The sequence below is a fragment of the Pelagimonas varians genome (genome assembly GCF_003208435.1).
Classification (GTDB): domain Bacteria; phylum Pseudomonadota; class Alphaproteobacteria; order Rhodobacterales; family Rhodobacteraceae; genus Pelagimonas; species Pelagimonas varians.
In genome coordinates this window covers 55460-82414 of sequence record NZ_QKMF01000020.1, presented here as the reverse complement: position 1 = coordinate 82414, position 26955 = coordinate 55460, and the positions used below count along the sequence as shown (strand labels likewise).

The 26955-nt window shown below is 53.5% G+C and carries 20 protein-coding genes and 4 pseudogenes; 20 read left to right on the top strand and 4 right to left on the bottom strand.

Annotation, left to right across the window (positions count from 1 at the left end):
• Positions 1-1416 precede the first annotated feature (1416 nt).
• The 8 genes and pseudogenes from hemP (at position 1417) to C8N36_RS20375 (ending at position 7715) form a co-directional block, all read left to right on the top strand.
• A complete protein-coding gene (gene hemP, locus C8N36_RS20410; protein ID WP_097806562.1) occupies positions 1417-1584 on the top strand; it encodes a hemin uptake protein HemP in 168 nt (55 codons plus the stop codon).
• Positions 1581-2072 carry a hypothetical protein gene (locus C8N36_RS20405; RefSeq protein WP_097806561.1) on the top strand — a complete coding sequence of 164 codons (492 nt, stop codon included), beginning with the start codon at positions 1581-1583 and terminating at the stop codon, positions 2070-2072. The genes hemP and C8N36_RS20405 overlap by 4 nt, the downstream gene beginning before the upstream one ends.
• An 11-nt stretch (positions 2073-2083) precedes the next feature.
• Positions 2084-3346 (top strand): imelysin family protein, encoded by a 1263-nt coding sequence (locus tag C8N36_RS20400; protein ID WP_097806560.1) that lies wholly within the window; start codon positions 2084-2086, stop codon positions 3344-3346.
• A 21-nt stretch (positions 3347-3367) separates the two neighbouring features.
• The gene (locus tag C8N36_RS20395; RefSeq protein WP_097806559.1) at positions 3368-3643 is read left to right on the top strand and encodes a (2Fe-2S)-binding protein; all 276 of its coding nucleotides are present in this window, start codon (positions 3368-3370) and stop codon (positions 3641-3643) included.
• A pseudogene (gene bfr / locus C8N36_RS20390) lies at positions 3609-4090 on the top strand (bacterioferritin); the annotation flags it as partial. The gene C8N36_RS20395 and the pseudogene bfr, both read left to right, overlap by 35 nt.
• 25 nt (positions 4091-4115) lie before the next feature.
• The gene (locus C8N36_RS20385; RefSeq protein ID WP_245911005.1) at positions 4116-5618 is read left to right on the top strand and encodes a di-heme oxidoreductase family protein; all 1503 of its coding nucleotides are present in this window, start codon (positions 4116-4118) and stop codon (positions 5616-5618) included.
• Positions 5615-6631 carry an imelysin family protein gene (locus tag C8N36_RS20380; RefSeq protein ID WP_097806557.1) on the top strand — a complete coding sequence of 339 codons (1017 nt, stop codon included), beginning with the start codon at positions 5615-5617 and terminating at the stop codon, positions 6629-6631. Before C8N36_RS20385 ends, C8N36_RS20380 begins: the two co-directional genes overlap by 4 nt.
• Before the next feature lies 1 nt (position 6632).
• Entirely contained in the window at positions 6633-7715 is a 1083-nt protein-coding gene (locus C8N36_RS20375) for a DUF1513 domain-containing protein (RefSeq protein WP_097806588.1), read from the top strand.
• An 839-nt stretch (positions 7716-8554) separates the two neighbouring features.
• Here C8N36_RS20375 and C8N36_RS20370 read toward each other — a convergent pair.
• Positions 8555-8932, bottom strand: a pseudogene (locus C8N36_RS20370) (IS3 family transposase); the annotation flags it as partial.
• 161 nt (positions 8933-9093) lie between these two features.
• Between C8N36_RS20370 and C8N36_RS24710 the strand changes: the two are divergent.
• From C8N36_RS24710 to C8N36_RS20335, 5 genes and pseudogenes are all read left to right on the top strand, one after another.
• Positions 9094-9977: pseudogene (locus C8N36_RS24710) on the top strand (tyrosine-type recombinase/integrase); the annotation flags it as partial.
• 64 nt (positions 9978-10041) lie between these two features.
• A pseudogene (locus C8N36_RS20360) lies at positions 10042-10712 on the top strand (IS91 family transposase); the annotation flags it as partial.
• 603 nt (positions 10713-11315) lie between these two features.
• Positions 11316-11597, top strand: coding sequence for a hypothetical protein (locus C8N36_RS20355; protein WP_097806556.1), 282 nt, complete (start codon positions 11316-11318; stop codon positions 11595-11597).
• A 14-nt stretch (positions 11598-11611) separates the two neighbouring features.
• Entirely contained in the window at positions 11612-15619 is a 4008-nt protein-coding gene (locus C8N36_RS24705; RefSeq protein WP_097806555.1) for a beta strand repeat-containing protein, read from the top strand.
• A 1421-nt stretch (positions 15620-17040) separates the two neighbouring features.
• On the top strand, positions 17041-18078 hold the full coding sequence (locus tag C8N36_RS20335) for an NAD(P)-dependent alcohol dehydrogenase (protein ID WP_097806553.1): 1038 nt from the start codon (positions 17041-17043) through the stop codon (positions 18076-18078).
• Positions 18079-18162: 84 nt separating this feature from the next.
• Here C8N36_RS20335 and C8N36_RS20330 read toward each other — a convergent pair whose 3' ends face one another.
• On the bottom strand, positions 18163-18615 hold the full coding sequence (locus C8N36_RS20330) for a MarR family winged helix-turn-helix transcriptional regulator (RefSeq protein ID WP_170125941.1): 453 nt from the start codon (positions 18613-18615) through the stop codon (positions 18163-18165).
• A 118-nt stretch (positions 18616-18733) separates the two neighbouring features.
• Between C8N36_RS20330 and C8N36_RS20325 the strand changes: the two genes are divergently transcribed.
• Genes C8N36_RS20325 through C8N36_RS20315 form a run of 3 tightly spaced genes read left to right on the top strand, consistent with a single transcriptional unit; the run spans position 18734 to position 21059 of the window.
• Entirely contained in the window at positions 18734-19054 is a 321-nt protein-coding gene (locus C8N36_RS20325) for a DnaJ family domain-containing protein (RefSeq protein ID WP_097806587.1), read from the top strand.
• 18 nt (positions 19055-19072) lie between these two features.
• A complete protein-coding gene (locus C8N36_RS20320) occupies positions 19073-19723 on the top strand; it encodes a CatB-related O-acetyltransferase (RefSeq protein ID WP_097806551.1) in 651 nt (216 codons plus the stop codon).
• Positions 19724-19760: 37 nt separating this feature from the next.
• Positions 19761-21059 carry a S41 family peptidase gene (locus tag C8N36_RS20315; RefSeq protein ID WP_097806550.1) on the top strand — a complete coding sequence of 433 codons (1299 nt, stop codon included), beginning with the start codon at positions 19761-19763 and terminating at the stop codon, positions 21057-21059.
• A gap of 155 nt (positions 21060-21214) precedes the next feature.
• Here the strand turns inward: C8N36_RS20315 and C8N36_RS20310 are convergent, their stop codons facing one another.
• On the bottom strand, positions 21215-22087 hold the full coding sequence (locus C8N36_RS20310; RefSeq protein ID WP_097806549.1) for a LysR substrate-binding domain-containing protein: 873 nt from the start codon (positions 22085-22087) through the stop codon (positions 21215-21217).
• Between the two features lie 97 nt (positions 22088-22184).
• Between C8N36_RS20310 and C8N36_RS20305 the strand changes: the two genes are divergently transcribed.
• The 3 genes from C8N36_RS20305 (at position 22185) to C8N36_RS20295 (ending at position 23853) form a co-directional block, all read left to right on the top strand.
• A complete protein-coding gene (locus C8N36_RS20305; protein WP_097806586.1) occupies positions 22185-22889 on the top strand; it encodes an SDR family oxidoreductase in 705 nt (234 codons plus the stop codon).
• Positions 22879-23130, top strand: coding sequence for a DUF6552 family protein (locus C8N36_RS20300; protein WP_097806548.1), 252 nt, complete (start codon positions 22879-22881; stop codon positions 23128-23130). Before C8N36_RS20305 ends, C8N36_RS20300 begins: the two co-directional genes overlap by 11 nt.
• A 219-nt stretch (positions 23131-23349) precedes the next feature.
• Entirely contained in the window at positions 23350-23853 is a 504-nt protein-coding gene (locus C8N36_RS20295) for an NAD-dependent epimerase/dehydratase family protein (protein WP_306456927.1), read from the top strand.
• A 490-nt stretch (positions 23854-24343) separates the two neighbouring features.
• Here C8N36_RS20295 and C8N36_RS20290 read toward each other — a convergent pair whose 3' ends face one another.
• Positions 24344-24781 carry a MarR family winged helix-turn-helix transcriptional regulator gene (locus C8N36_RS20290; RefSeq protein WP_097806547.1) on the bottom strand — a complete coding sequence of 146 codons (438 nt, stop codon included), beginning with the start codon at positions 24779-24781 and terminating at the stop codon, positions 24344-24346.
• A gap of 95 nt (positions 24782-24876) precedes the next feature.
• Between C8N36_RS20290 and C8N36_RS20285 the strand changes: the two genes are divergently transcribed.
• Entirely contained in the window at positions 24877-26811 is a 1935-nt protein-coding gene (locus C8N36_RS20285; RefSeq protein WP_097806546.1) for an FAD-dependent monooxygenase, read from the top strand.
• Positions 26812-26955 lie beyond the last annotated feature (144 nt).

The window sequence follows — 26955 nt, the reverse complement described above, 5'->3', positions numbered from 1 at the left end:
GACCAAGCAATTGACTGCACGTTGCTGCTGCATGCAATGGGAACAGATCGAGCCAGACTTCGCCGCTCCTGTAAGCAAGGTGGTTGTCCACCCACTTGTCAAAATCGGTTGTCTTTCTGGAGTGAGACTCCAAGTCATCCCGCAATACGCGATCTTTGATGCTTTCGAGGTGTTTGGCGCAATCATAACGAGGGTAGATACCGGGCTCCCTCCAAAGTTGGACCACCCGCAAGCCGTGTTTGACGCAAGCGCTCACGTGGGAGATTGCCCCATGACCGCGCAAGTACCAAGTACATTGTGTCATGACGGGCATCGTCTTGTTGTATGCAGGCCGTGCAACCGTGTACCCAAGGGCACTTCACTGTCTTTCCGAGAAACGTTTCGGCTCTGAACAGGTAGTGTCGGCTGTCTTGATGCAGATATCACCAAACGGCGATTTGGCCCACTTCAGTCAACCCCAGTCCAGTCAGACCTGCCAAAGCAGCGCTGCCACCATTGACTACATCGCCAAAAACTTCCCCTGTTTCTCGCCCAAGAGACGCAGCCTAGATCCCGTTTGCCGAGGCACGCCGTGACATGTGAGACGATGCTTTTTCGCATGGCAGTGGATCAACAGTGATGAGCAAAGCTGACAATGGTTGTGTGTCCCCGTGGCATTTTGAGATGCGGACAGTCGATCAAACGAACATGGAAAAGCACCGACTTGCATCATGTTTAAACAATTGAATTTTCAACGTTAAGGCAATGCAGACATTGACCACTTGCCGTCGAGAGACCGGTGTGCGGATTTAGCGCCATTTCGCTGCACCTGGGCCAATGGCAGCTTTGCTCAGGACAGTCTGGATCTTGGTATATGCGGGCGGATATGCGGGACCAAAGCCAGCCATTCATGGGGCGGCCAGCGAAATTAGATCGTGTAATACGACGTGCTGTTCAGCGATATCAGTCACCGTTGTTAGGGCAGCTAATGCCGATACGTAAAAAGCGGGGGTGTCGCCACAATTCGCCCGTCTGAATCACATCTCCGAAGACGTTTCAACTGCGTGAAACTCTGGGCTGAGCCTGATCGCTGCTGGCGGCATTCAGTATCCTTCTAAAAGAGTCAACAAAACAATTTAATATCCGACTAAAAAAGTCGGATTGACTTATCTGATTGAATTACTCAGGTTCTGCGCAACATTCAGCCACCCCTCCCAATACTGGGGAAGCCCAACAATCGTCAGATGAAAGGACTTCCAAGATGAGAGACGCCGTGGACCATTTGAAAGACCAAAACCTTGACCGCTGCACACCACGCCTCGACCAATCTGAGATCGCTGAAACATGCCTTCTGTCGGGATCGCCTGAGGGGTTCAGCATGGAATGGGTGTTTGACCGCTACGACCAAAGCAGTCCCCAAATTGGACGGCGGAACTGATGTCGTATCATTCCGTCTCAGAGACTTCGAAACCTGTTCCGAATGCCTTACCGACCCATGCGGCAGTAGACCTGACCAAGGGGGCAGATCAAGCCCGGATCGTGCTTGGAGATCAAACCTACATCCTGCGGATTACGCGGGCTGGCAAATTGATCCTGACCAAATGACCAGCGCACGGGAAAAACGCGGCGGTGCACCTGTCGGTTTCATTGCAGAGCTTGATGGGATCGAAGCAGCCTCGGTCATTTATCTTCGTCTGTGGTGCGACGGTCCTGAAAGTCAGGAAAGCGTCTGGAACGATTTCGCTTCCAGCCTCGGACCAGCGCAGGCACGCAAAGCCCTGAAGTCATTTGAGAACCTATGCAGTCTGTGCTCCAAGCATGGACGCAGGCCGCTGATGCGACACTCTGTGAACTGCAAATGCTTGGGGTCAGACGAGGCATGCTTTGCAAACTTCATTGGCACCGCAGTTACGGGTGATCGGGACGATTCCATACTGATCGCAACTCTGTTGGTCCGTCCTGATGTAGCCCCATTGCTTGCATCTCTTGCAACCGAATTCGGCCTTGCCCTGAAACGGATGAACCTCCGCGTTCCCAAACGCATGGCAGGCAAAGAACAAACCTTCCACACACAACCAGCAATTCTTCACTAACAGGATTTTCCATGAAACACGCCTTCCTTTCTTCCACGGCGCTGCTCGTCGCCTTGGCCACTCCCGCTCTCGCTGTTGATAAGGCCGAGGTGCTGGACACCTATGCCAACATCGCCGCCGCGAAGTATGGGGACAGCCTGACAACAGCGCAGGCACTGCAAATTGCCGTAAATGCTCTTGTCGCCAATCCATCGGCTGAGGCGCTGCAAGCAGCCAAAGATGCATGGTTGGCGGCGCGTGTTCCGTACCAGCAGACCGAGGTTTACCGGTTCGGCAACGCCATCGTTGATGACTGGGAAGGCAAAGTGAATGCGTGGCCACTGGATGAGGGTCTTATCGACTATGTGGATGCATCCTATGGCGGGCCGTCAGATGAGAACGCATTTGCCGCTCTGAATGTGATTGCAAACCCAACTTTCACGCTTTCAGGTGCTGATGTGGACGCCACGACCATCACCCCCGCTTTGCTGGAAGAAACCCTGCAAGAGGCGGATGGAATCGAGGCGAATGTCGCGACGGGCTATCACGCCATTGAATTTCTGCTGTGGGGGCAAGATCTGAACGGTCATGGCACCGGTGCAGGTAATCGCCCTTGGACGGATTATGCAGCGGGTGAGGCGTGTACAAATGACAATTGTGACCGCCGGGCTGAATACTTGGTTGCGGCAACCGATCTGCTGATATCCGATCTGGAATGGATGACATCGCAATGGGCCGATGATGGTGCAGCACGTGCCGAACTGACCGCAAATGCCGACGCTGGTTTGGCTGCGATCCTGACCGGGATGGGGTCACTGTCTTATGGTGAGGTCGCGGGTGAGCGGATGCGGCTTGGCGTCATGCTCAATGATCCAGAGGAAGAGCATTCCTGCTTTGCCGACAACACCCACAACGATCATTATTATGACGGGCTGGGTGTGCAAAACATCTACCTTGGTGAGTATATCCGCGTTGATGGTGCTCTGGTATCCGGTCCATCCCTGTCCGATCTGGTGTCCGAGACGGACGCTGCTTTGGATGCGGAGATGCAAGGCAAGCTTAGCACGACGATGCTGTCACTAGGACGCATCAAGACAGCGGCCGAGGCAGGCTTTGCATATGATCAGATGCTGAAACGTGGCAACGAAGCGGGCGAAGCCCTGATCATGGGCGGTGTGGCTGGCTTTATCGACCAGACGCGGTCCATCGAACGTGTGGTCACGACCCTTGGTCTGGATCAGATCGCATTCGAAGGGTCAGACAGCCTCGACGACCCTGAAGCAGTCTTCCAATAGAAATCCCAAGGTCTTGTCATCATGATCATCTGTCATTGTCAGAACATCACAGATCACGACATCAACGCAGCCATCGACTGGGTGCGGGCGTCGGATGGCAAGACCATTATTACCCCAGGAAAAGTCTATTGGGCATTGGGGCGGGCAGCGGATTGCGGCGGCTGCATACCGCTCTTCCTGTCGACCATGCGCAGTAACAACAATCTGGAAGTCCCCATGCACCTGCGGAGCCCGTTGCCCGCAGCAACACAGGAAAACCATCATGAACGGCAACAAGAAAGTCATCGTCTACCTTAACGATGCTCTACGCAGTGTGCTAAACGCAGTCAGTCAATACTGGCTGCATTGCCGGATGCAGGAGGACCGGGGTTTTGGTCACATGGCCAAGAAATCCCGCGACGAAAACATCGAAGAGATGAAGCATGCGGATAAGAACAATGCGCGTTTCTTGTTCCTTGGCGGTCACCCGAACCTGCACAAGCTCGCCCCTCTCCGTATTGGTCAGACACCAAGTGAGACCTTGAGTGCGACTTGGCCGCAGAACACGGTCCGCGGGGCTTGAATTTAGATGCCCGTAAGCACTGCGAAGCGGTCGGCGATTTCGTCACCAAGAACATCTTTGAAGAATTCTTGACGGATGAAGATGGCCATATCGACTTCTTTGAAACCCAACTCGACCTGATCGCTAAACTTGGTGAAGAAAAATATGTGCAACTCAACGCATCGAAGATGGATGAAGCCGAGTGGCTTCCTGCTCGTGGTACTCGCCATGGGGTCTGTCGCACTGGCTCAAACATCCACCGAGGACCCATTTGGAGGCCTCGGTGACCCGCATTTGAACGTTGTGCCCCGCACGACCGAGGAAGCAGGCCGGATCGCGGCAGTGACTGCCCTTACAAATGATTTCACGGCCTCACATCGGTTCGAAGAAAAATCGGCCGGAGCCGCAACAGTACGTGCCATGACAAACGCCGATGCGTTCTCTCAACCGTCGGGCAACATCAGTTTTGAAGACCAGCTGGACTTCAGGGTCGGGAATGGATTGTTTCGCAAGCTCTGGGTGTCGTCGCCATCATCAACTTTAGCCTCTGACGGTCTGGGGCCGCTCTACAATGCGCGGTCATGTCAGCGGTGCCACATCAAAGACGGGCGCGGCCATCCACCTGAGAACGTTGATGACAACGCGATTTCAATGTTCCTTAGGGTGTCGATCCCCGGGCCTTCAGATGCAGCTATTACAGAAATACAGGACTACATCGCAACCCTACCAGAGCCGACCTACGGGACACAGATGCAAGACTTTGCGGTGCAGGGCCACATATCCGAATACCGCCTCGACATCACTTACGACGAAGAGATCATAACGCTGGCTGATGGCACCGAAGTGTCCCTGCGCCACCCAACCTATGAGGCGGCTGATCTGGGCTTTGGCCCGCTGCATCCCGCTGCGATGCTGTCCCCTCGTGTAGCGCCGCAAATGATCGGTCTGGGTCTGCTCGAAGCGGTCCCTGCAGCCGATATCCTTGCCGGAGCCGATCCTGATGACCGGGATGGCGACGGCATTTCAGGCCGCCCAAATATCGTCTGGTCCGTTGAATATGACCGCCCGATGCTGGGCCGCTTTGGCCTGAAAGCAGGCAGTCCGACTATCATGGAACAATCTGCGGCTGCTTTTGCGGGTGACATTGGCATTTCCAGCCCGCTGTTCCCAGCGAGTGCCGGAGAATGCACGGCGGCTCAGACGCAGTGCCAAGACGCCATTCACGGCGACAATGATGATCGCGGCACCGAAATTGATGCGGAGGGAATGGACCTTGTGACCTTCTATAGCCGCAATCTGGCCGTTCCAGCACGACGTGGCGTTGCCGACCCTCAGGTTCTACGAGGCAAAGAGATGTTCTATTCAACAGGCTGCACGTCATGCCACACACCAAGCTTTGTCACGCATCGGCTTGAGGATCAGCCCGCACAAAGCTTCCAATTGATCTGGCCCTACACCGACATGCTGCTGCATGACATGGGAACAGCACTTGCAGACAATCGCCCCGAAGCCCGTGCAACGGGTCAAGAATGGCGTACGCCACCATTATGGGGGATCGGGCTCACTGAACAAGTCAGCAACCACTCCTACTTCCTACATGACGGACGCGCACGGTCGCTGTTGGAAGCTGTGTTGTGGCATGGCGGAGAAGCCCAACTTCAACGCGATGCTGTGGTCGAGATGACAACTGCGGACCGCGCAGCCCTGATCGCATTCTTGGAGAGTTTATGAAGTATTTATCCCTTACCTTGGCAGTCATGGCAGCCCCTGTGACAGGCTTGGCTGAAACTCATAATGCCGTGATCACGGACATCGTAGATGGCCATATCCTGCCGCGATTTGAAACACTCGCCACGCGTACGCGGTCACTGTCTAGCGCGGCACGGACAGATTGCGATCCAACCTCTGACACCCTACGTTCAGCCTATGGAACAGCCTTTGACGCATGGGTATCAGCCAGTCATCTGAGGTTCGGCCCGACCGAGGTAGACGACCGGGCATTTGCACTGGCTTTCTGGCCCGACAGTCGCGGTGCTACGCCAAGGGCGCTGTCCACCCTTCTGGCAGATCAAGACCCGATTGCGACCTCTGTCGAGGACTACACCCAGGTATCCATTGCGGCGCGAGGGTTCTATGCGATGGAGTTTTTACTCTACGATAAGGCTCTCATGGAAGAGGGTGATGCCAACTATCATTGCCAACTGGTCCAAACAATCAGTGCTGACATCGCGGCAACATCCCAAAGCATCCTGGAAGACTGGGAAACAAGGTACAAAATCACGATGCAGGCCCCATTTCTTGATGGGGTGTACCGGAGTGATGAGGAAGTCCTGCAAGAAATGTTCAAATCTCTGTCGACGGGTCTTCAGTTTACCTCCGAGTCCCGTCTTGGGCGGCCACTCGGTACATTTGATCGCCCCCGCCCAACACGTGCCGAGGCGCGAAGGTCCAGCCGGTCTGCCAAGCACGTCGACCTAAGCTTGCAGTCTCTTCAAGACCTCGCCACGCGATTGGCGGGCAACAATGGAGACATATCGACGAGGCTAAATGCCAGCTTTGATCGCCCGCTCTCACAGCTTGCAACACTGGATGACCCAACTTTTGCCAGAATCGCAGAGCCGCAGTCACGTCTCAAGATCGAAATCATCCAACAGTCAATCCAAGACATCCGCAGTCTTGTCCGTGATGAACTTGGACCGACACTTGGTGTCGCGGCAGGTTTCAACTCCTTGGATGGGGATTGATATGGGCCTACCAAATAACGGACGCCGCCAGTTCCTCGGTGGCCTTCTCGCAGCGGGTATTGTTCCTCAGATGACTTGGGCCGATGCCGGGTCACCAGCCTTTTTGTCAGCAGCAGTGAAGCCAGATGGCAACTTCGTTCTTTGCGGCATAGGTGAAGACCTTTCTATCCGCTTTGAACTCCCTCTGCCTGCCCGTGGTCATGCAGCTGCAGCCCATCCGACTAGACCTGAGGCCGTGGCCTTCGCAAGACGACCGGGCACTTTTGCGGTGGTGATCGACTGCATGACAGGGGCACAAAAGGCGGTGCTGACCTCACCCGAAGGGCGGCATTTCTACGGGCACGGCGCGTTTTCTTCCGACGGTCGCCTCCTGTTTACGACCGAGAATGACTACGAGGCAGGGCGCGGCTGCATTGGGGTCTGGGACGCACAGAAGAGCTATGTTCGCATTGACGAGTGGGACAGCGGTGGTATCGGCCCTCATGATATCAAACGGATACCCGGCACTGACACGTTGGTGGTCGCCAACGGCGGGATTGATACGCATCCAGATACTGGCCGCACCAAGTTAAACATCGCGACGATGGAACCAAACCTTGCCTATATCGAAGCGGGTCAGGTTATCGGTACCGCATCTTTTTCAGCCGAGTGGCACAAATGCTCGATCAGGCACCTTGATGTTAGCCAGAATGGCACTGTGGCCTTTGGCATGCAGTGGCAAGGGGATGGTCCAGTGGACATGCTGGTAGGCACACATCGTTATGGCGAGAAAATTGATGCCTTCGCGGCGAGCCCACAGGACATGCGCAACATGCAGGGCTATATTGGCAGCATCGCGTCTTCAGCCGACGGTCGGTTCGTCGCTGTTACGTCCCCTCGGGGAGGGATGGTACAGATTTATGACGTGCTATCGGCCATGCTCGTACGCACCTTGGCGCTGGAAGATGTTTGTGGGATTTCGGTTTGCGGCGACTGGTTTGTGGCGACCGCAGGCACGGGTGCGCTAAGATCAATCTCAAAAGGCCAGCAGAACACACTTCAAGCTGCTGAATTTGCATGGGACAATCATCTCGTTCGGATCTGATCCCTAGACCGGACATCCACATACTCTGCAGCTTTTAGCAGTTTGGGCTCATATTTTTGAAAAACTCGAAAATCTGGCAGTGGCAGTTTACTGTCAAACTCCGTTGCAGGTGCCAAATTGAAACCGAAGTCTCGATGGGGCCACAGAAGGCGTCGGGTATTGCCGACGCCAGTCCTTGGCCGTGCCCCCTCAACAAATTCTGGGAAAGGCTTTCTATGGGTCGATTTTCCACTCGCTCTCGCGAAAATCGTTTATTTTCAGAATTATAGGCCCAAAGTGACCTTCGCTGGGTGACGTGTGAAGGTCCGATTTGTCGGTCTGCTTGCATGTGTTGGCCGAAAAGTTGATGATGTTTCCTGTCGACTTTCAGCACGCATGTGTAATGCCTTAGCTGCTATCCGGCACTGAGAACCCACATCAAATCGTGCAACTGTGACCCTTTCGGAAAACTGTCTCATGGCAACTGTCCCTGACCACGACAGGGCCAGGATGCGTTTGAATGACGGAATATGCCGCGCTATATGCGGGGGAAAGCAACTGAAATGGCTCCGCACGCGAAAACATACCTGTGCCAGTAGTGCGAGTACGAGTTTTCCTTGAACGCTGGCTCCTTCATGTTCCGCTCCAGACATACCGTATGAAGGTGGTTTCTGACTGCGGAAGAGCACATCGAGCTAAACACAACTGCCCCGTATGTATCGGCATCGATAGCGTCCAAGCTTTGGCGGATAAGTATGGCCTTACCTACATGACCGCCCACGGGGTTTGGACCTGTCGCGGTTTGATGCCGCTCCTAGTGCTCGTTTAGGCTACTTTTCTTTCAAAAGCGACGGGGCTTTTCCAGCCCATTTCTGACTTGGCTCATCCGCGTTGAAACCACGATCCAGCAGGTTCCGCGCGATGTTGAACTGGTGATCGCCGTCGGTTGTGACCTTGTGTTTTCGGGGCCGTAGGACAGATATGTCGTTCTGACGCATCAAACGGCGAACATGACGATGACCTGCAATTAAACCAATCTATTTCAGCTCTTCGGTCATCAGTGGCCTGCCATAGCTGCCTAAACTAAGGCGTGACTGTTCCTTGATATTCGCCAGCGTAACCCAATCAGATTGTTGCCAGCGGCTGGCAGGCCGGGTGCGCAAAGCACTCAAGCTGCGCGAACTGACATCCAAGACATGGCATATCCGGCCAATGTGAAATGCGGATTGGTGTTCTTCCCCTCTCGTGCATTTACAATGGACTGCCGGGGGCGGAAGGACGAAGCCGCTTGCGCGGCAATGGCGCTTGTGGCCTGTGTTGAGCGCTAGTCCAGTCGTTTTGTGATCTGGCTAACCTGTATGACGATTGGGGTTTCTCAATTTGATGACAGGAGGAACTCATGAAAGAGGAGAAAACGACACCGCTGCGCGAGCGGATGATTGAAGACATGCGTATTCGAGGAATGTCGCCGAAGATCCAGCAAGGCCATATCAGCGCGGTCCGGTAATTTCCAGAGTTCATTGGGTGCCCACCGGATACCGCAAGCCGGATAAGTTGCGTGCGTATCTGCAGCATTTGACCGATACTGGCGTCTCGACCGGCGTGTTTAACGCGAGGATCGTGTTGCTTCGCTTCTATTTTGGCATGACCTGCGGGCGTGAAAAGATGAAGCGTTACATGCAATTCCGGTGCAAGCCGAAGAAGCTGCCCGTTGTCTTGAGCGTCGAGAAGGTTGGCGATCTGCTGGCGGCGGTTCCCGGTCCGGGGCTCAAATATCGTGCGGCCTTGGGGATCAGCTACGGTGCCGGGCTGAGGGCATCCGAGGTCTGCAGTCTCAAGGTCTCGGATATAAAAAGCGACCGGATGATGATCCATGTCGAAGAGGGCAAAATGACAAGGATCGCTTGGCCATGTTGTCGCCGGCTTTGCTTGACTTGCTCTGCGATTGCCGGAGGGAAGCACGCCCCGAGGGTTGGCTATTTCCTGGGAAGTCCACGATCATGGCTCCGTCCCCACGCCAGCTGAACCGGGCGTTCACGTCGGCCAAACATATAGCCGGGGTCAACAAACCCGCCATGCTGAACACGTTGCGCCACAGTTTTGCCACGCATCTCCTCGAGGCCGGAACGGATGGTTCGGGTGATCCAGGTGCTTCTGGGTCATTCCAAGCACAGTACAACAGTGCGTTGCACCCATGTCGCGACCAAGACCATTCGTGGTGCTGACAGCCCGTACGAGATGTTAGAGAAGCCGCAAGTTCGCTCCGTCAGGCGGGGATTGGAGTCGTGGCTTGGGCTGTTGCCGCGCCCCGGCTGGAAATCGCTGACATCTTTCGGAAGTATGGCCCCGCGTTGCGGCCTGCATGTCAGGGTTCCTTCTGCATGTACCGGCCCAAGCACGGCTGTTCAGGCACCTGATCCTGGAAAGGACACGGACTTGCATCGTGCGGGTCAGCTCACCTTTTTTGGCGTTCTCGGTCACTTGGCACAGACAGATGCATTCGCGCAGTGGCTCGCCCCGTTCCGTAAATTCGAATGGGTCGTCTATTCCAAGCCGCCATTCGGTGGGCCGGAAGCTGTTCTGGCCTTTCTGAGCCGGTACACACATCTGGTCGACATCTCGAACCATCGGTTGGTCAGCGTAGATGCGGATACCATCGCGTTCCGCTGGACGGAATATCGCATCAAGTCTGGCGACCGCCAAAAGGTCATGCGTTTGGCCACGCCCGAGTTCATTCGCCGCTTCCTAATGCATATTCTCCCCGACGGATTCCACTGCATCCGCCACCACGGCCTTCTGGTCAGTTCAGTGCGCAAAACGAACATCACAAAGATCCTGGCCTTGCTTGGTGCCCAACGCACGGAAGAAACCACCGAGCCAGAACTGGGGGCCGAGGCACCCCCGCTCATTCTGCGCGAGCCATGCCCCTGCTGCGGCGGCCACATGCGCACCATCGAGATCTTCCGGCGAGGTCAGAAACCAATGTCGCTTGCACCACCAAGGAAACAGACAGCATGACAATATGCCTGCCCATTCTACACAACATAGACCGGTCACCTTTGATTGACCGGTCAAAACCGCCTGCGGCCACCATCCAGCACAACAGTCTGAATTGCTTTCTTTGCACCAAATCAACGAAAGGCCTGCAATCAAGGCGGCGAAAAATTACTGCCGCAAACGCATTAAACACGGTCGACGCCGAATCTGCGGCAATCTCAGTCTCACCCGCCGGCGCTCTTTCCCCAGAACTCGATCCCAGAACCACGCCTTCCTCCTTCCGAGGTTTGTCAACGTGGGCCGCCGTCAGTGACCAACGGCAAAGTTACACCTCGGCCCGCATCGAAAAACCTTCAGGGCTGCTGACTTTCGCAGCGGTGTTCAAGTTTTGCCAACGCAGGCTCAAACAGGACTTCCCTAGTAATTTCGAACAGTTTTCCATGCGGTGAGCTGGGACGGGAACTGCTGAACCGCTTAGTGCTTTTGGTGAACTGAACCGACAATCTCTTTGCGTATAACCTAGTTAAATGTCATGCATGAAATGTTTCTTTTTGTTTCCAAGGATTCCCCTAATCCAATTCGAGAATTTGGAAAACAACGCAACAAGAATTCGGAGATATATCAATGGCAGTTTTTCAGGTGACGACAGCTCTGGATACCGGCGTTGATAACACCGTCTCTGACAACCTGAATCTTGCCGATGAAACACTGGATGGTGGTGGGCTCTCCCTTCGCGAAGCCTTGCTGCTTGCTCAGGCCACTCCCGAAGCTGACACGCTGATCTTTGCAAGCGAACCGGGGGACACATTTGCTTCTGGCGGTGTCATCCACTTGAGCAGCACGTTGGAAATCTGGTCCGATGTCACGATAAATGGGGATCTCGATGGGCCGGCGTCGCAGATTTAACCATCAGCGGAGACGTGGCCGGGGATGACCAACTCATCACTTTGCCTACCGGACATAGCGTTACTGCGACAACCAACACAAACACTGACGACAATGTACAAACACTCTTTGTCGGAGGCGGAAATGTTGCGCTCAACGGGATCATCATCACTGGCGGCAACAGTGTTGTGGCCGATCTATCCGCTGTTCCGAAATCTGGCGGGGGAGGCGTCGAAATCGCTGACGGCGCATCCTTAACCTTCACCAAAGGGACAATCGCCGGTAATGTCACCAATGGCTTTGGCGGTGGTGTTCTCAACTATGGCACAGTGACTACGACATCCTCTTATATCGCTGCAAACGATGGCGGCGGGGGCGGCGGCATCGCAAACTTAGGCACCGCGTTAATCACAGGCACGACGATCGAGGGAAATTCTGCTTTCGCCTATGGTGCCGTCAGCTCCGAAGGCACGACCACATTCGTCAACAGTACAATTGTCGGCAACCAAAGTGTCTGGGCTCCCTTTTTTGGGGACGTCGTTCACACCGGCGTTGAGATGTCTTTCATTCAAAGTACCATGACGGCCAATTCAGGAGGATTGTCATCAGACCTTGGATTCGGAGGCGATACAATTCAGAACTCGTTGTTGGTCGGAAATGGCGGGTATAATTTTTCCGGATTGATACATGACGACAGCGCTAACTTCCATATCGGTGGGTACCTAGCTGATATCGTAGGATTTTCTGGTTTCACCGACGATGTGAACCTTTTCTTTGCAGATATTGTGGATGGGGTTGCGCAAGCGGGCGACAACGGGGGCCCTGTGCGGACCGTTGCCTTGCTGAATGATTGGGAAAACCCTGCCATTGATGCGGGGGGCACTGGCTTGGCCGGTCTGCCAATAACCGATGCGCTTGGAAATGACCGAAACGTCGACTTTCCGTCCCCTTCCAAAGATTTAACGCCGCGTCCTGACCTTGGCGCGGTTGAGCTTCAGATAAATCCTCTGCGACCTTTGCCCGTCATCTCGACAGATTTGGATGCCCCTGAAACCTTTCAGTCATTTGTTCTGACAGTTGATTTCGGCGTTGAGGTCACCGGTTTTGACCTGTCTCGTCTTTCAGTGACGAATGCGACGGTGGACGGTGATCTTTCTACGGCGGGGTCTCAGGTTTTTGAGGTGACATTGCAGCCAACGGGGGGCCCAATCACCATTGATCTGCTTGGGGGTGTCATCGGGGCCAGCACGGGGCTTCCAAGTTACTCAATCCCGACTGTGACACTGGATGAGTTTGACTTTCCGACCCCGGTAATCACGATCACAACCGACTCTGATCAAAGTGTGTTTGGATCCGACATTGCGGTCACGATTTCATTTGACCGTGAGGTCAATGGATTTGACGCGTCGGACCTTGTCATCACCAATGGCGAACTAAGCGGCCCACTGGTTCAAATTGATGCCACAACCTATAGCGCAACCGTTCAATATGGCGGATTTGCACCCGTAGGGATTGACGTCGCTGCAGGCGTTGTTCAGTCGGTCACCGGCACGCAAAACGCCGCCGGCGCGTCCAAAACCATTACAATTATCGAAGAACCTTCATTGGTGGTGACAACCAATGCAAGTGGCATGTCCAACACAGACGGACAAACATCGCTTGAAGAGGCGATTGCCTACGCCAATTCCAATCCGGATTTTAGCGCAATCACCTTTTCAGATGCTCTGTATGGTCGAGAAATCATTGGCATCGATCTGCTTTTGACGTCCGATTTGTCAATTTCCGGCGACATTGACGGGAACGGCACTGCGGATGTTTCGATCAGCGGCGCAGGCTTTGGCAAGATATTTAGCATCCAAAGCGGTGCGACGGTCTCGCTCGAAGCGGTGCAATTGGTGGATGGCTATGGCGAAGGCGTTGTGGGGCAAAAAGCCGTCGGCAGCGCAATAGAAAACCACGGCACCTTAACATTGGAACGCGTCACCATACTCGGCAATGACGCCCAAGGCACCGTCGGTATAACGGGCGCAACCGGAGAACGTGCAACAAGATACAAACCACTCCCCAATGATGACACGGTCAGCGAATGGGCCGGCGGCACAACACGAGATGGTGAAGACGGGGGCGACGGGCATAGCGGCGGCACAGGACAACACGCTGGCACAATTCTGAACTATGGTACGATCGAGGTATCAAACAGTTGGCTAACCGGTGTCGCGACCGGCGCCGTTAGCAATCTTGGGTATGCCGACAACACCACGTCCGGTGGTGCAGGTGGCATGGGGGGCGATGGCGGAAGTGGTGCCGATGGCTCCCCTGCTTGGATGCGGCAGCTTCCGTCACTTGGTGTCACTCTTGGTGGAAGTGGCGGAATTGGCGGCGAAGGGGGGAACGGCGGTCAAGGCGGTAGCGCTGTAGAAGGTATTGCAAACTTTGGGCAGGCCGTCTTTCACACTCACATCGTGGGCCAATTGGCATCACATTCCGCGATCGCAGGTTTAGGCGGATCGGGTGGCCATGGCGGCGCTGGCGGAGAAGGGGGAGTAGGGCTTTCTCCAGATATTTTGGTCGCAATCACAAACAATTATATTCCTCATCCTCACGGTCTTTGGAGCTTAGAATTTCTCCAGGAACTATTTGCACCTGGTGCTGGCCGGAATAGTCACATTCCCATAGATGGAAAATCTTTAACACACTTGCACGCTGCCTCGGGGCAAACAGACGGAATACTTGCAAACTACGAGGGCGGAACCGGCGCGGCCAATGCGGCGGACAGCATCGTGTACCTGCATTCCGCGACAAGCACTGTGCATGAACGCGATTCCGCGGTAGTGACGATCAACGTCAACCGGCTTGGTGACCTGAGCGAGGGAGTCAGCGTTGGTGTTAGAGTCGTTGCCAGTGGTGGCAACTCTGTCAGCGCCGCTGATTTTGTCGGTGGCGTGCTGCCGCAGAGCACAATTTTCTTTGACGTCGACGGGGATACGGATTCCACCTTCTCATTCGAACTCAGCGCAGGAAATTACGGCGAGGGTGTCGAGAACTTACAGGTTGAGTTATTTGATCTTCAGGACGAAGCGGGCGGCGCGATTACGGCTCTTGGAACCAGTACAATCCTACTTCATGTAGAAGACAATCTGCTGCGTGAAGACACGGATAGTGCAGACCTCGCGAACTGGCAAGAAAGGACCATCACCTACTCTGAGACTGGCCAAATTGAGACGGTCGACATCGTGATGGACGACGGAACGACACGTCACCAAGAGCGCATTTATCAGGATGACATGTTGTTTCAACGTGTGACCAGCGATGGTGAGGGTGTGTTTAGCAGCGCTAAATGGGCCACAAAAACTGAGACCCTAAATAGCCACGGCCAAATTGAGACGGTCGCCACCGTGATGGACGACGGAACGACACGTCACCAAGAGCGCATTTATCAGGATGACATGTTGTTTCAACGTGTGACCAGCGATGGTGAGGGTGTGTTTAGCGGGGCTAAATGGGCCACAAAAACTGAGACCTTAAATAGCCACGGCCAAATTGAAACGGTCGCCACCGTGATGGACGACGGGACGACACGTCACCAAGAGCGCATTTACCAAGGTGACATGTTGTTCCAACGTGTGACCGGTGATGGAGAGGGTGTGTTTAGCGGAGTTAAATGGGTCACAAAAACTGAGACCCTAAATAGCCACGGCCAAATTGAGACGGTCGCCACCGTGATGGACGACGGAACGACACGTCACCAAGAGCGCATTTATCAGGATGACATGTTGTTTCAACGTGTGACCAGTGATGGTGAGGGTGTGTTTAGCGGGGCTAAATGGGCCACAAAAACCGATACCTTTGATAGCTTAGGAGTAATCACCCAGACCGATTTAAGGTTAGACGATACGGATACAATTGTTTTGACTTTTTTGGATGGGAATATTTCCCAAAAAATAGTTACCGATGTGAATGATGATGCAGATTATCTTCAAAAGATAGAAAACTACGCGATCGACGGTTCACTTTTGGAAACGTTGTACGAGTGGGATGTGTGAGCAGAGAGCTGCGCTTGACCAAATAATGCAAGTTTACCCAAATGGGTAAACCAAATAAGTGACTATTTTTTGACATTGTATCCAGCGGGCCTACCGAGAAGACCGAACCGAGAAAAACGATCCGACTTCCCTGCTAAATGATCATCTAAATAGTCTTTGAGACGTTTTCCCAATCCCTGAGCCCTTGTCCAGCCGACATAAGAAGGGCCGTATTCATCGTAGAGAAGGTAGATGCTTTGTTGAAATCGAAATTCTGAAATTTGAATTGTGCCTCGATTGGCACCTTTTCTGCCGAGAAGACGAAAGCTATCTTTGCATCGTTGGCCGGGATTCTAGTCGATCACGCGTTTTCGCCAAAACAATCCGAAGCTTGTATCTTTCACAGAATCTTCTCCCTATTGCGGCGAAGGGTTCCGGAAGGAAAGATGATGGCAACAGCCAACCCCTGGCCGCCTATAGATGTCCGCTTTTGTTTAACTGCATAGCAGCGTCTTGATCCTCATTGAAGGGCCGTTCCGGGCCGTGTGTGCTGTGGTAGCCGGTCGAGCTTAATGCTCGCCGTGCCGGCGCAGGTCAGGCGGTTTACTCACGTCGGGAAGAACCGAAATCGTGCGGTTAGGTTTGCCCCGAAGCACGGCGATATCGGTACTGTCAGCAACTTAAACTACCAAGAATTTTCTCGCTGCCTGAACCCTTTGCAGTGATCAACGATTGCAGAGACGTTCTTAAACGTCAGAGCGGAAAGATCTGGCGTTCTTTCCGCGGAATTGTGCGGAATTAACCCCTGTCTTGTGTCGGATACTTGCTTCCCCCCTTCGATCTCCACCGCCGTTCTGGTGATGCCATTTGTGCAACCGACGGTTAATGCTCTCTCACGATTCCGATTTTTCGCGGTATCTTGTCCGGCGTTCGGTTCCAAGCATCGCTTGGCTTGATGATTTCCGGCTTTTCAAATGCGGTGCACTGCATTCGAAAAGAGGAAGACAATGCTAGTTGGGAAGGCACCATCCAAACGGTTGCTCCGCCACGACTTCTGTCAGGTGATGGTCTTCACGATGCTGGTTTTGACTTTGTCGGTGTAGCAGCAGGCGCGATTTGACCTGCTGACTGCAGCTTGCCAGCTTTCATGAAATCCTTGGTGCGCATCTGGTAGCCGCCTTGCTAGGTCCCTACGCGGTGATGCAGTTCGTCGGCTTCAAGGATTGCGACCGACCTAGGGATAGTCATGCCAAGGGCGGCGGCAGACAAAAACCTTTCGCAACCCTGTTCAGGAACGCCCAGAGCCTTGTTCTAGTCGAATATGTCCGACCATCAATCCATGCAAATTCGCATATCAATCGACAAGATTTGGTCAATTCGCATGAGCCCAAGGGTGCCGTAAACCAGAGCCAGCACATCTCACACCAGAAAGAACCAGCAATATGTATGCCTATACTTACACCGAATACGGCAGCCCAGACGTTTTGAAATACGCCGAAATTCCCACTCCTACACCCAAAGCAAACGAGGTTTTGATCCGTGTGAATGCCACCACCGTCAGTGCAGGGGATTGGCGGGCACGCAGCCTTATCGTTCCTGCAGGTATGGGCCTGATTGCGCGACTTGTCTTTGGTTTCAACCACCCGCGTAAACCCGTTCTTGGGACGGATTTATCGGGGATCATTGAAAGCGTAGGCGCTGATGTGTCGACATTCGAACCCGGTGATGCCGTCATTGGGTTTCCCGGTGCGGGATTTGGTGCGCATGCCGAATTCATCACGATGCCCGCAGATGGAAACGTCGTTCGCAAACCGGAAAACCTGACATTTGAGGAGGCGGCCGCCATCCCATTTGGGGCAACCGCAGCATATGATTTCCTGATCAACAAAGGGAAACTGCGCACGGGTGAACGGGTTCTGGTCAATGGGGCGTCTGGATCTGTTGGTTCGGCTTGCGTACAGATCGCCAAACACTTCGGGGCCGAAGTGACGGGCGTTTGCAGTGCGTCGAATGCTGATTTGGTTCGCAATATCGGAGCTGACCGGGTTATCGATTACAAGACCGACGACTTTGTAAAAGAGGGCGCATTGTACGATATGGTCGTGGACACGGTCGGCACTGCGCCGTGGGGCCGGACGCGGCATGCATTGGTTCCGAACGGCCGCATGTTGATGATCTCTGGAAGTACTTCCGATATGATTTTCGGCGGGTTAAAAGCACGGCTTCGCGGCAAGTATCTGATCGCAGGCGTCTCCTCGGAAGACGTCGATATATTGCGGAAAGTCGTAGACCTCGCTGCAAGTGGTAACTTTTGTCCCGTCATCGATCAAAGCTTTGACTTTTCCCAGATGATTGCTGCGCATGCGCACGTCGATACCGGACGCAAAAAAGGGAACGTCGTCGTATCCGTCAATCCAAACAGCAAATCCCTGCGGTTCGATGACGAAAACTGTCAATCAAGGAAAACAGCACGAGCCTGACATTATCAGATTTCAGTGCATTATCAGCGGCATTCACAACGGGCAACGCAATACGCAACCCTTGTCTGGAAATCAAAGGCGGTTTCAGCTCGGCATCATTTCTTCATTTAAGGTCTTTTGAATACGGTAAAATGCGTCGATCTCTTCTGGCGTGAACCGATTTGCGAAGGCTGTAAATTCCTCCATCTCACGTGCTCGGATCTCTCGAATGACGGCCTCCGATTTTTTTGTGAGACTGTGAAAATGTGCTCTTTTGTGCTCAGGGTTGGGTTCTGATTGAACCATTTCATTTTGGATTAATTCCTTCAGTTCCCGCCCTACAAACTGCCGCTTCAATTGCAAAATGCGAGTGATCTCTGGTGCTGTGGCCTTTTTCTTAGTCAACAACACATCCAATATGGCACGCTGTCCCACACTTATTCCGGTGCCATGTAAATCAGCTTCTACACGTAGGGTGATGCTGCGCAGCAGGGGATTTATCAGCTGCACTCCAACATAGAGCTTTTGCACGGTCGTTAATTTCGTCTGGTCCACCATTTTCACCTCCATTTGTCTTTGTACCATATGGCGGTGCCATGTCTAAATTGTCAACTGAGTTGACAAGGTGCGCAGGCAAGCATACCGGTGTTTCAAGATGACAATTGGAGATTCGGCGATGAAATGGCGCACACTTGTTGAAAACCAAATCAACAAAGCAAAAGCCCAAGGTCAGTTGGAGGGTCTGAAAGGAGAGGGCAAACCGTTGCCTTCTCGTCAGGGGGGAGACATCGTTTCTGCCGGACTTGGCATCATGGCCGACGCCGGCGTTCTTCCCAAAGAGATTGTCTTGAAGAAAGACGTCGCAGCGCAGCAAAAGGTATTGAAAAAAACCACTGATCCTGCCGCACGAAAAACAGAAATGCGAAAGCTCGCCGAGTTGCAAATGCGTTTGTCCATCGAGCAAGAAGCCAGACAAAAATTTTATCGAACCGCCTAATCAGGAGGGATCCAAGGCATGAACGCGCACGCCCTGCCTGACGCCGCCATTTCCACCCCCCTGGTCACGCCGACCGGCGACTTGAAAAAGTCCACGGTGTATTTGAAGAACGTCATTGATCATCCCAACTTCGACATCGGGGATTGGTCTTACTACAATGATCAATCCATGCCAGAAAACTACGGCAGCACGCTTGCGCCATTCCTTCGGCCGGGGGAGTCAACACGCGCAATGATTGGAAATATCTGTCAGATTGCGCAGGGATTGCAAATGGTTACGACGCTGGCGAACCATCCAATGAAGAGCATGTCCACTTACCCGTTTGCGATGTTCGACGGGCGCTGGGGGGACTATGCAACGCAGGTTCCTGCGCCGAAGGAGGTTGTAATTGGCAATGACTGCTGGATCGGTCGAGAGGCCATCATCATGCCCGGCGCGGTGTTGGGAAATGGCTTCATTGTCGAGACCCGTGCTGTCGTCACAAGGACTATTCCTGACTACGCAATTGTCGCGGGAAATCCCGCACAGGTTAAGCGAATGCGTTTTGACGACGAGACGATTGAGCGCTTGAAAGCGGTTGCATGGTGGGACTGGGACCAAGAAAAGATTGAAAGAGCCATTCCCGCCCTAAAGGCCGGTGACCTTCATGCGTTGGAAATATTGAGATGAGCGACAAGCCCGAAACCATACACCCAGCCACTGACCCATGAACACTTTTGGCATCTTTTCAATCGTTGCATTGGGCGCGGCAGCGATTGGCCTGACTGGAGTTTTTGTCGCTGGAGTGCCTGATCGAGATCTGCGAGGTGTCTGGGTTTCCGCCCCCTACGGACAGATCCTGTCAATCTCTGCGTTTCGGATCCAAGCCTATAGCATGACTTCGATCAGCTGCTTTAGGGAGAGAGGTTTCCTTGCACAGCTTGACCTAATCCGAGAACTGGCGGGCGTTTCGATGGAAGCGAGCGAGACGGGTTTGAATATATTCGTGGACGGAGCAGTGGAACCGATTTCCTACACCCGCTCAGCGTTACCTGAGAGATGTCAGAACCCCACCCACTTTGACGCTGGCCCTCGGCACACATTCGATGTTTTCTGGACCGCGTTCCACGAACGCTATCCGTTCTTTGAGGTGCACAACGTTGATTGGATGGTGCGAAAAGACATGGCCCCTAAGTCGGACGATGTGTCTGATGCGGAACTCTCGGCAATACTCAAGCACACAATCGCAGGGTTGGATGACGGGCATGTCATCCTTCACATGGCCGAGCAAGGAACATACTCGCCTTCGGTGCGTCCTACGTGGCTAGAGCAGGGCGTGACCTCTGCTGCATTGTGGGACACAGCAATTTCTTCCGCGAACATACCCGTGTCCAAGACGCAGGACATTTCCATTCAATATGGCCTTCGTCCAGACCACATTGGCTATATCGCCATCAAGGAAATGGAAGTTCAAAAGCAGTGGGGGAAAACATCGGGCGACACAGCCCTGTCCGCCTTTGCTCCTGTTGCTGAGGCTTTGAACAGCGCAAAAGGCATCATTGTTGATGTTCGGTATAATCCGGGCGGGTCCGACAGTGTTGCGCTCGCGCTTGCTTCGGTTTTTGCCGATCAACCTCGCACTTTGTTCACAAAGTGGCTTTGGGATGCTGGCGCATTCTCATCGCCATTTGTGGCATCAATAAAGCCGAACAATGAGGTTAGGCTTACTCCGCCAGTTGTACTTTTGACCGGTAGTTTGACGGGAAGTGCCGCCGAAGTGTTCACGCTCGCGATGCGGGAGTTTCCGAATGTCACGACGATGGGAACGTCAACTGCGGGCGGGCTGTCCGATGTCTTGGAGTTCACGCTCCCTAACGGATGGCGGATCGGAATGTCCGCACAAAAATACACATCTGCGGATGGAAAAGCCTTTGAAGGCAAAGGCATTCCGCCGGACATCGGGTTCGCTTCTGAAGGCACCGATGAGGCACTTGATGGTGCAATTCAATATCTAAAGGAGAGATGACTTGGACTTCGGTGCAATACTAATCTTTGTGGGTCTGATCGTATCCGCATGCGTTATTGGAGGCTCAATTTATGCGGGCCTTGCTTTGATAGCGGCGGCCTTAGACGCAGCATGGGATACACGACCCTCAGGGAGGGGCGTTGCACGATGCGGGGTTACTTTTGTGCTTGCGCCAAAAACCACTTTACGGCGGCGTCAATCGCGTTGATGTGCGTGGATTTGCGCGCAACCAGAAGGTAGAAATCCTGCTTGCCGGACATGGTTTCTGGTGTCACCTGAAACAATCGATTGGCTGCAATCTCTGCTTCCACGAGGAAGCGGCTGACCAAAGCCACTCCTTGACCTGAAAGTGCCGCGTCCACGGCCAAAGCCGTCTGACTCATGCGCAATCCATGGCCCCCCTTATCCTCGACATTCAGTAATCCGAGGAAATCAGGCCAAAGATCATGAGCATCGTGAAGTTTGGGCAGCTGCGATATTGCATCAGCGTCAAGAGGAAAGGCCTGCTCTTCAACAAGGCTTGGCGCTGCTACTGCAATGACCTCCTGGGGAAACAGACGATATGCATCCAAGGCTGCGCCAAATGGCGGTTCTCCTTGCCGGATGGCTAGATCAATCCCGTCACCATGAAAACTCGAGACCTTTTCTGTTGCCAGAATCCGAAGATCGATTTCGGGATGTTTGGCTGAAAAATCCGGCAAGTTCGGGATCAGCCATTTTGCCGCGAATGTTGGTGTGACGCTAACAAGGATTTTTCCAGGTTCTGGCTTAAGATCATTGGTCGCACGCCGCAGTGTTTCAAAGGCAGCAGCTACATTCAGATGATAGCTCCGGCCTGACGACGTAAAGGCCAGTCCCTTGGGCAATCGCTCAAACAACTGCATACCCAAATGCGCCTCAAGCTGACGTACTTGTTGAGCGACCGCTCCTTGGGTCACGCGGAGTTCATCCGCAGCGGCGCGGAAATTCAAATGGCGGCCAGCCACTTCAAATGCACGCAATCCGTTGAGAGGAGGGAGCTGAGTCATATGGCAGTAGTATTCCTACAGTCACGAAACATCAATTCTCAAGGCAGATAGTTGGGTTTTTAATCTACAAAGCCTCAAGTCATGGATGGAGAGTAAAATGTCAGATGCAAAAGTCGCACTCATCACTGCAGGCGGAAGTGGCATGGGCGCGGACGCCGCACGCCAGTTGGCTTCGGATGGATTCAAGGTGGGCATCTTGTCTTCGTCAGGTAAAGGCGAAGCGCTGGCAAATGAATTGGGTGGCTTTGGCGTAACCGGTTCGAACACTAACTCCGATGATCTGACTGCGCTGGTTCACGGCGCTATGGAACGTTGGGGCCGCATCGACACACTGATCAATTCTGCGGGCCATGGTCCCAAAGGGCCGATTTTGGAAATTTCGAATGATGATTGGCACACTGGCATGGAGGTGTACCTCATGAATGCAATTCGCCCGACGCGGTTGGTAACACCGGTTATGCAGGCGCAAGGCGGTGGCTCGATTATCAATATTTCCACTTTTGCGGCTTTTGAACCTGATCCGCTTTTCCCGACTTCGGGCGTGTTCCGGGCAGGTCTGGCAGCCTTCACTAAGCTGTATTCCGACAAATATGCCGCTGATAATATTCGTATGAACAATGTCTTGCCGGGTTTCATCGATAGCCTGCCAGAAACGGAAGACCGCAAAGCGCGCGTTCCGATGAATCGCTATGGACGCGCACAAGAAGTGTCGTCGATGATTTCGCTGCTGGCGTCGGACCGTTGCGGCTACATGACAGGTCAGAACTTGCGTATCGACGGGGGGCTGACCCGTGCCGTCTGACGCGGACTTAAAGAAACCGCAGTCTGATCGCATTGTTTTCGTGGTTAAATGGGGCGCGTCAATCATTCAGATCATGGGCTACACGGCCACTGGCTTTGGGTGGACGCCGTGGAATCTGTATCTGTTTTTAATTGGCGTGCTTGGATGGTTTGCTGTGGGCGCGATGTGGAATGATAAAGCCTTGATGCTGGTCCATATTGTTGCTCTCGGGGCGATGCTTGCCGGAATGGCGAGCGCTTAGTTTTCGCAAAGAGAGTATCCGAGCAGAACACAGCACTTGGGTGCAATGGCTCTTCCCTAACCTTCGCTGCTTTTGCACAAACTGTGGCGTATAGTTTGGACGAGATCCATTGCGCCCTTGCCCTTTTCAAAATGGCCAGCTCACTCAAAACTGTCGGTGTGCAAAATTGGTTTGGAGAACCACGCTCTGCACTGTTAATTCGTGTAGCGGGTAGGGGCGATGTCGCAGTTCACCGAGTTCACGGAGCTGGACGAGGGCGCTGGTGTTCCGACTTCGGATGCAGTTGTGCATTTCGCCGCCATCCCGCGCGTTCCGATTGGGACGGATGCAGAGTGTTTTCGCCAAATTACCCAGACCACCTACAATTTGATTGAGGCTGCAGCTAAACTCGGCATCGCGAAGGCAATACTTGCCAGCTCTGAGACAATTTATGCAGTGTGTGTCGCGGATGGGGAGCCGAAACCGGACTTTGTGCCTATTGATGAAACCCACCCGACCGTGCCCCATGATAGTTTCGCAATGTCGAAGGTCTGTAACGAACTAACAGCCAAATCGTTTCAGGTGCGGACTGGTTCGGACATCTATGGTTTGCGGATCAACAATGTTGTCGAGCCCGACGAAAACTCTGAGATGTTTCCGGCTTTTCTAGAGAACCCGGCTCTGCGCCGGCGCAAGATTTTCGCCTATATCGATGCCCTTGATTTGGGGCATATGGTTGATTGATGTTTGAAAAAAGATGGTCTTGGATACGAAGTTTTTAATGTGCCGAATGACGATATGTCTGTCGGGATCACTTCATCTGAGGTGATAAATCAGTTCTATCAAGGGGTGGAAATTCGCAGTGAGATAGAGCCGGATGAAACGTTCTTTTCCAACAAGAAGGCCCAGATTATGGTCGGCTTTCATTCGAAATATTCGTGGCGGCAATAGGTGGTGTCAAAACCCGTGACCTAAGAGCGCAAGAAAAAATTCAAACGTGCTGTTCGGTCAGGTAATGTTCTGGCTCGACTGGTCTGGTCAACACTTGCTTGGCACCCACTCAACCCTTGGTGCAGTGGGTGCCAAGAGGCCCTTTTCTGAGGCTCGCTACTAGGGATTGGTTGGTTTCAACCTGGCAATGTTTGACGTGAACGCCCGGAAACAGATTTGGGAATTTTGAACATGACGGATTTTGGGGTCAACTTATGGAACCACAGATAGAGACAACGGGTGCCTATCCAGCAGGCTTCAGGGCCTTCTCTATAAGGCCCAGCAGGGTGGTGCGTTCGGTTTCCGTCAAATCAGGCAGGATATCATTCTGCAATTCCAGAACGATAGGCCTGATTTTTTCGAGAAGGCAGTGCCCTTGCGGTGTCAGGCTGACTTGAAAGGCCCGGCGGTCTTTATCATCGGGCAGCCGTGATACCAGCCCGTTTTTCTCTAGTCGTTTGATCACGCTGCCAATTGTTGCGCGGTCATAGGCAATCCGTTTTGCCAAAGAAGCCTGATCAATCCCCGGCGCTTTTTCCAAGGTGTCCAGCGCCGCAAATTGAACTGAGGTGAGGTCAAACCCCGCAGCTTTGGTACGCTCCGTGAAGACAGACACTGACTGCTGTTGAAGACGTCGTATCAAATGCCCCGGTAGTTTGCGAAGGCCCAATTCTTCTGACATTTTGACGCCCTTATGGTATGTACACTTACATTATTGACAGGCTGCGGTTTGTCCGTCTATTTAGTATGTGTACATACAAAAATAGGCGGCGCAACATGCAATACCACCTCAACGGCTTTTCGATCGGTGATCCCGCTATCGCTAAACCATCCAACGGTGAGCCGACTGCCAGCGACATCGTTGATGTGCTGATCGTCGGTTGCGGTCCAGCTGGGTTGACGCTTGCGGCGCAACTATCGGCATTTCCTGACATTAAAACGCGCATCGTGGAACGCAAATCCGGTCCATTGGAAGTTGGTCAGGCGGATGGGATTGCCTGTAGGTCTGTCGAGATGTTCGAGGCGTTCGGTTTTGCTGAAAGAGTTCTCAAAGAAGCGTATTGGGTGAATGAAGTGGCCTTCTGGCGGCCAAACGAAAACGGCACTGGCCTCCACCGTGCTGATCGTATTCAGGATGTTGAAACCGGCCTCTCCGAAATGCCGCATGTGATCCTCAGTCAGGCACGGGTTCATGATTTCTATCTTGATATGATGCACAGGTCGGCAAATCGACTGGTGCCGGACTACAACCGGGAATTGGTTGAGCTGACCACGGATGCCAAGGCCGAGTACCCCGTTACTGCTGTCTTCCGTTGCCTCGATGCGAAAGACACCGTTGAGGTGATCCGCGCACGGTTTGTTGTGGGGTGTGACGGTGCGCGCAGTGCGGTGCGCAAATCAATGGGGCACGCGCTCAAAGGCGAAGCAGCCCGGCAACTCTGGGGGGTGATGGATGTCCTCGCTGTCACGGATTTTCCTGATATTCGGCTCAAATCGGTTATCCAGTCGGAAGACTGCGGCAGCATTCTGATCATTCCGCGCGAAGGGGGCTATATGGTCCGCATGTACATCGAGCTGGACGCGCTACATGGAAACGAACGCGTTGCAGATCGCGGTGTGACCGCCGGGATGTTGATTGCAAAAGCTGGCGACATTCTGGCTCCCTATTCGCTCGACGTTAAGGATGTGGCATGGTGGTCTGCCTATGAGATCGGGCAACGTGTCTGCGACGCCTTTGACGATGTGCCCGACACAGAGCGCGCCATCCGAACGCCGCATGTGTTTATCGCAGGGGATGCGTGCCACACGCACAGTCCCAAAGCCGGGCAAGGCATGAATGTCTCTATGGCTGACACGTTTAACCTTGGTTGGAAACTGGCCTCTGTGTTGCGTGGTCAAGCCAGCCCCGATCTCTTGCACAGCTACTCACGGGAACGACGTGCGAAAGCCAAAGAGCTCATTGATTTCGACCGTGATATGGCGCGCCTGTTCAGTGCCAAACCCAAAAATGCCGCTGAAGCAGAGCAATTCCAGACGTATTTCAAGAAACACGGGCGCTACACAGCCGGAGTCGAGACCCGTTACGATCCGTCGCTGATCACGTCCCCCAACGACCACCAGCATTTGGCCTCGGGCCTGAAAGTAGGCATGCGGTTTCATTCTGCGCCTGTTATCCGACTGGGCGATGCCAAACCCTTGCAGTTAAGCCAGACAATCAAGGCGGATGGCCGCTGGCGTTTGATCATCTTTGCGGGTGCTGGCGATGAAGGGCAAAAGGGCGGCTGTTTGGCCACGCTTTGCCACTATCTGATAGATGATCCGAGTAGCCCGGTTATAAAATACACACCAGAAGGCCAAGACATCGACAGTGTCATTGATGTGCGAGCGGTTTTACAATCTTCGCATAGACACCTGAAAATCGGGACCCTGCCAAAGCTACTTTTGCCGACCAAAGGTCGCTACGGGTTGATCGACTATGAAAAAGTTTTTTGCCCTGATGGTGCGAAGGATTGCGACATCTTTGATCTCCGTGGCATAGATCGGGAGCGTGGTGCTTTGCTGATCGTGCGCCCTGATCAGTTCATCGCGCAAGTTCAACCATTGAATGATTTGGCAGGGCTTTCCCATTTTTTTGACGGGTTCATGCTGTCTCAATGCTGGCAGTTTGAAACTGCCAGCACGCTTGCGAACGTGTTTCGAAGAAAAACGTAGTGCGGCAAGTCATATTCTCACACTAGCCAACCATTGTGTTGGACGTCATTGGGCGTCTTGGATCGAAAACCAGCCAGTTTGCCCTGCGCATCCAATGCCTAAGAATAGGATCCCATGTGCCACTTGCCGTTCTTTAGGTTTAAA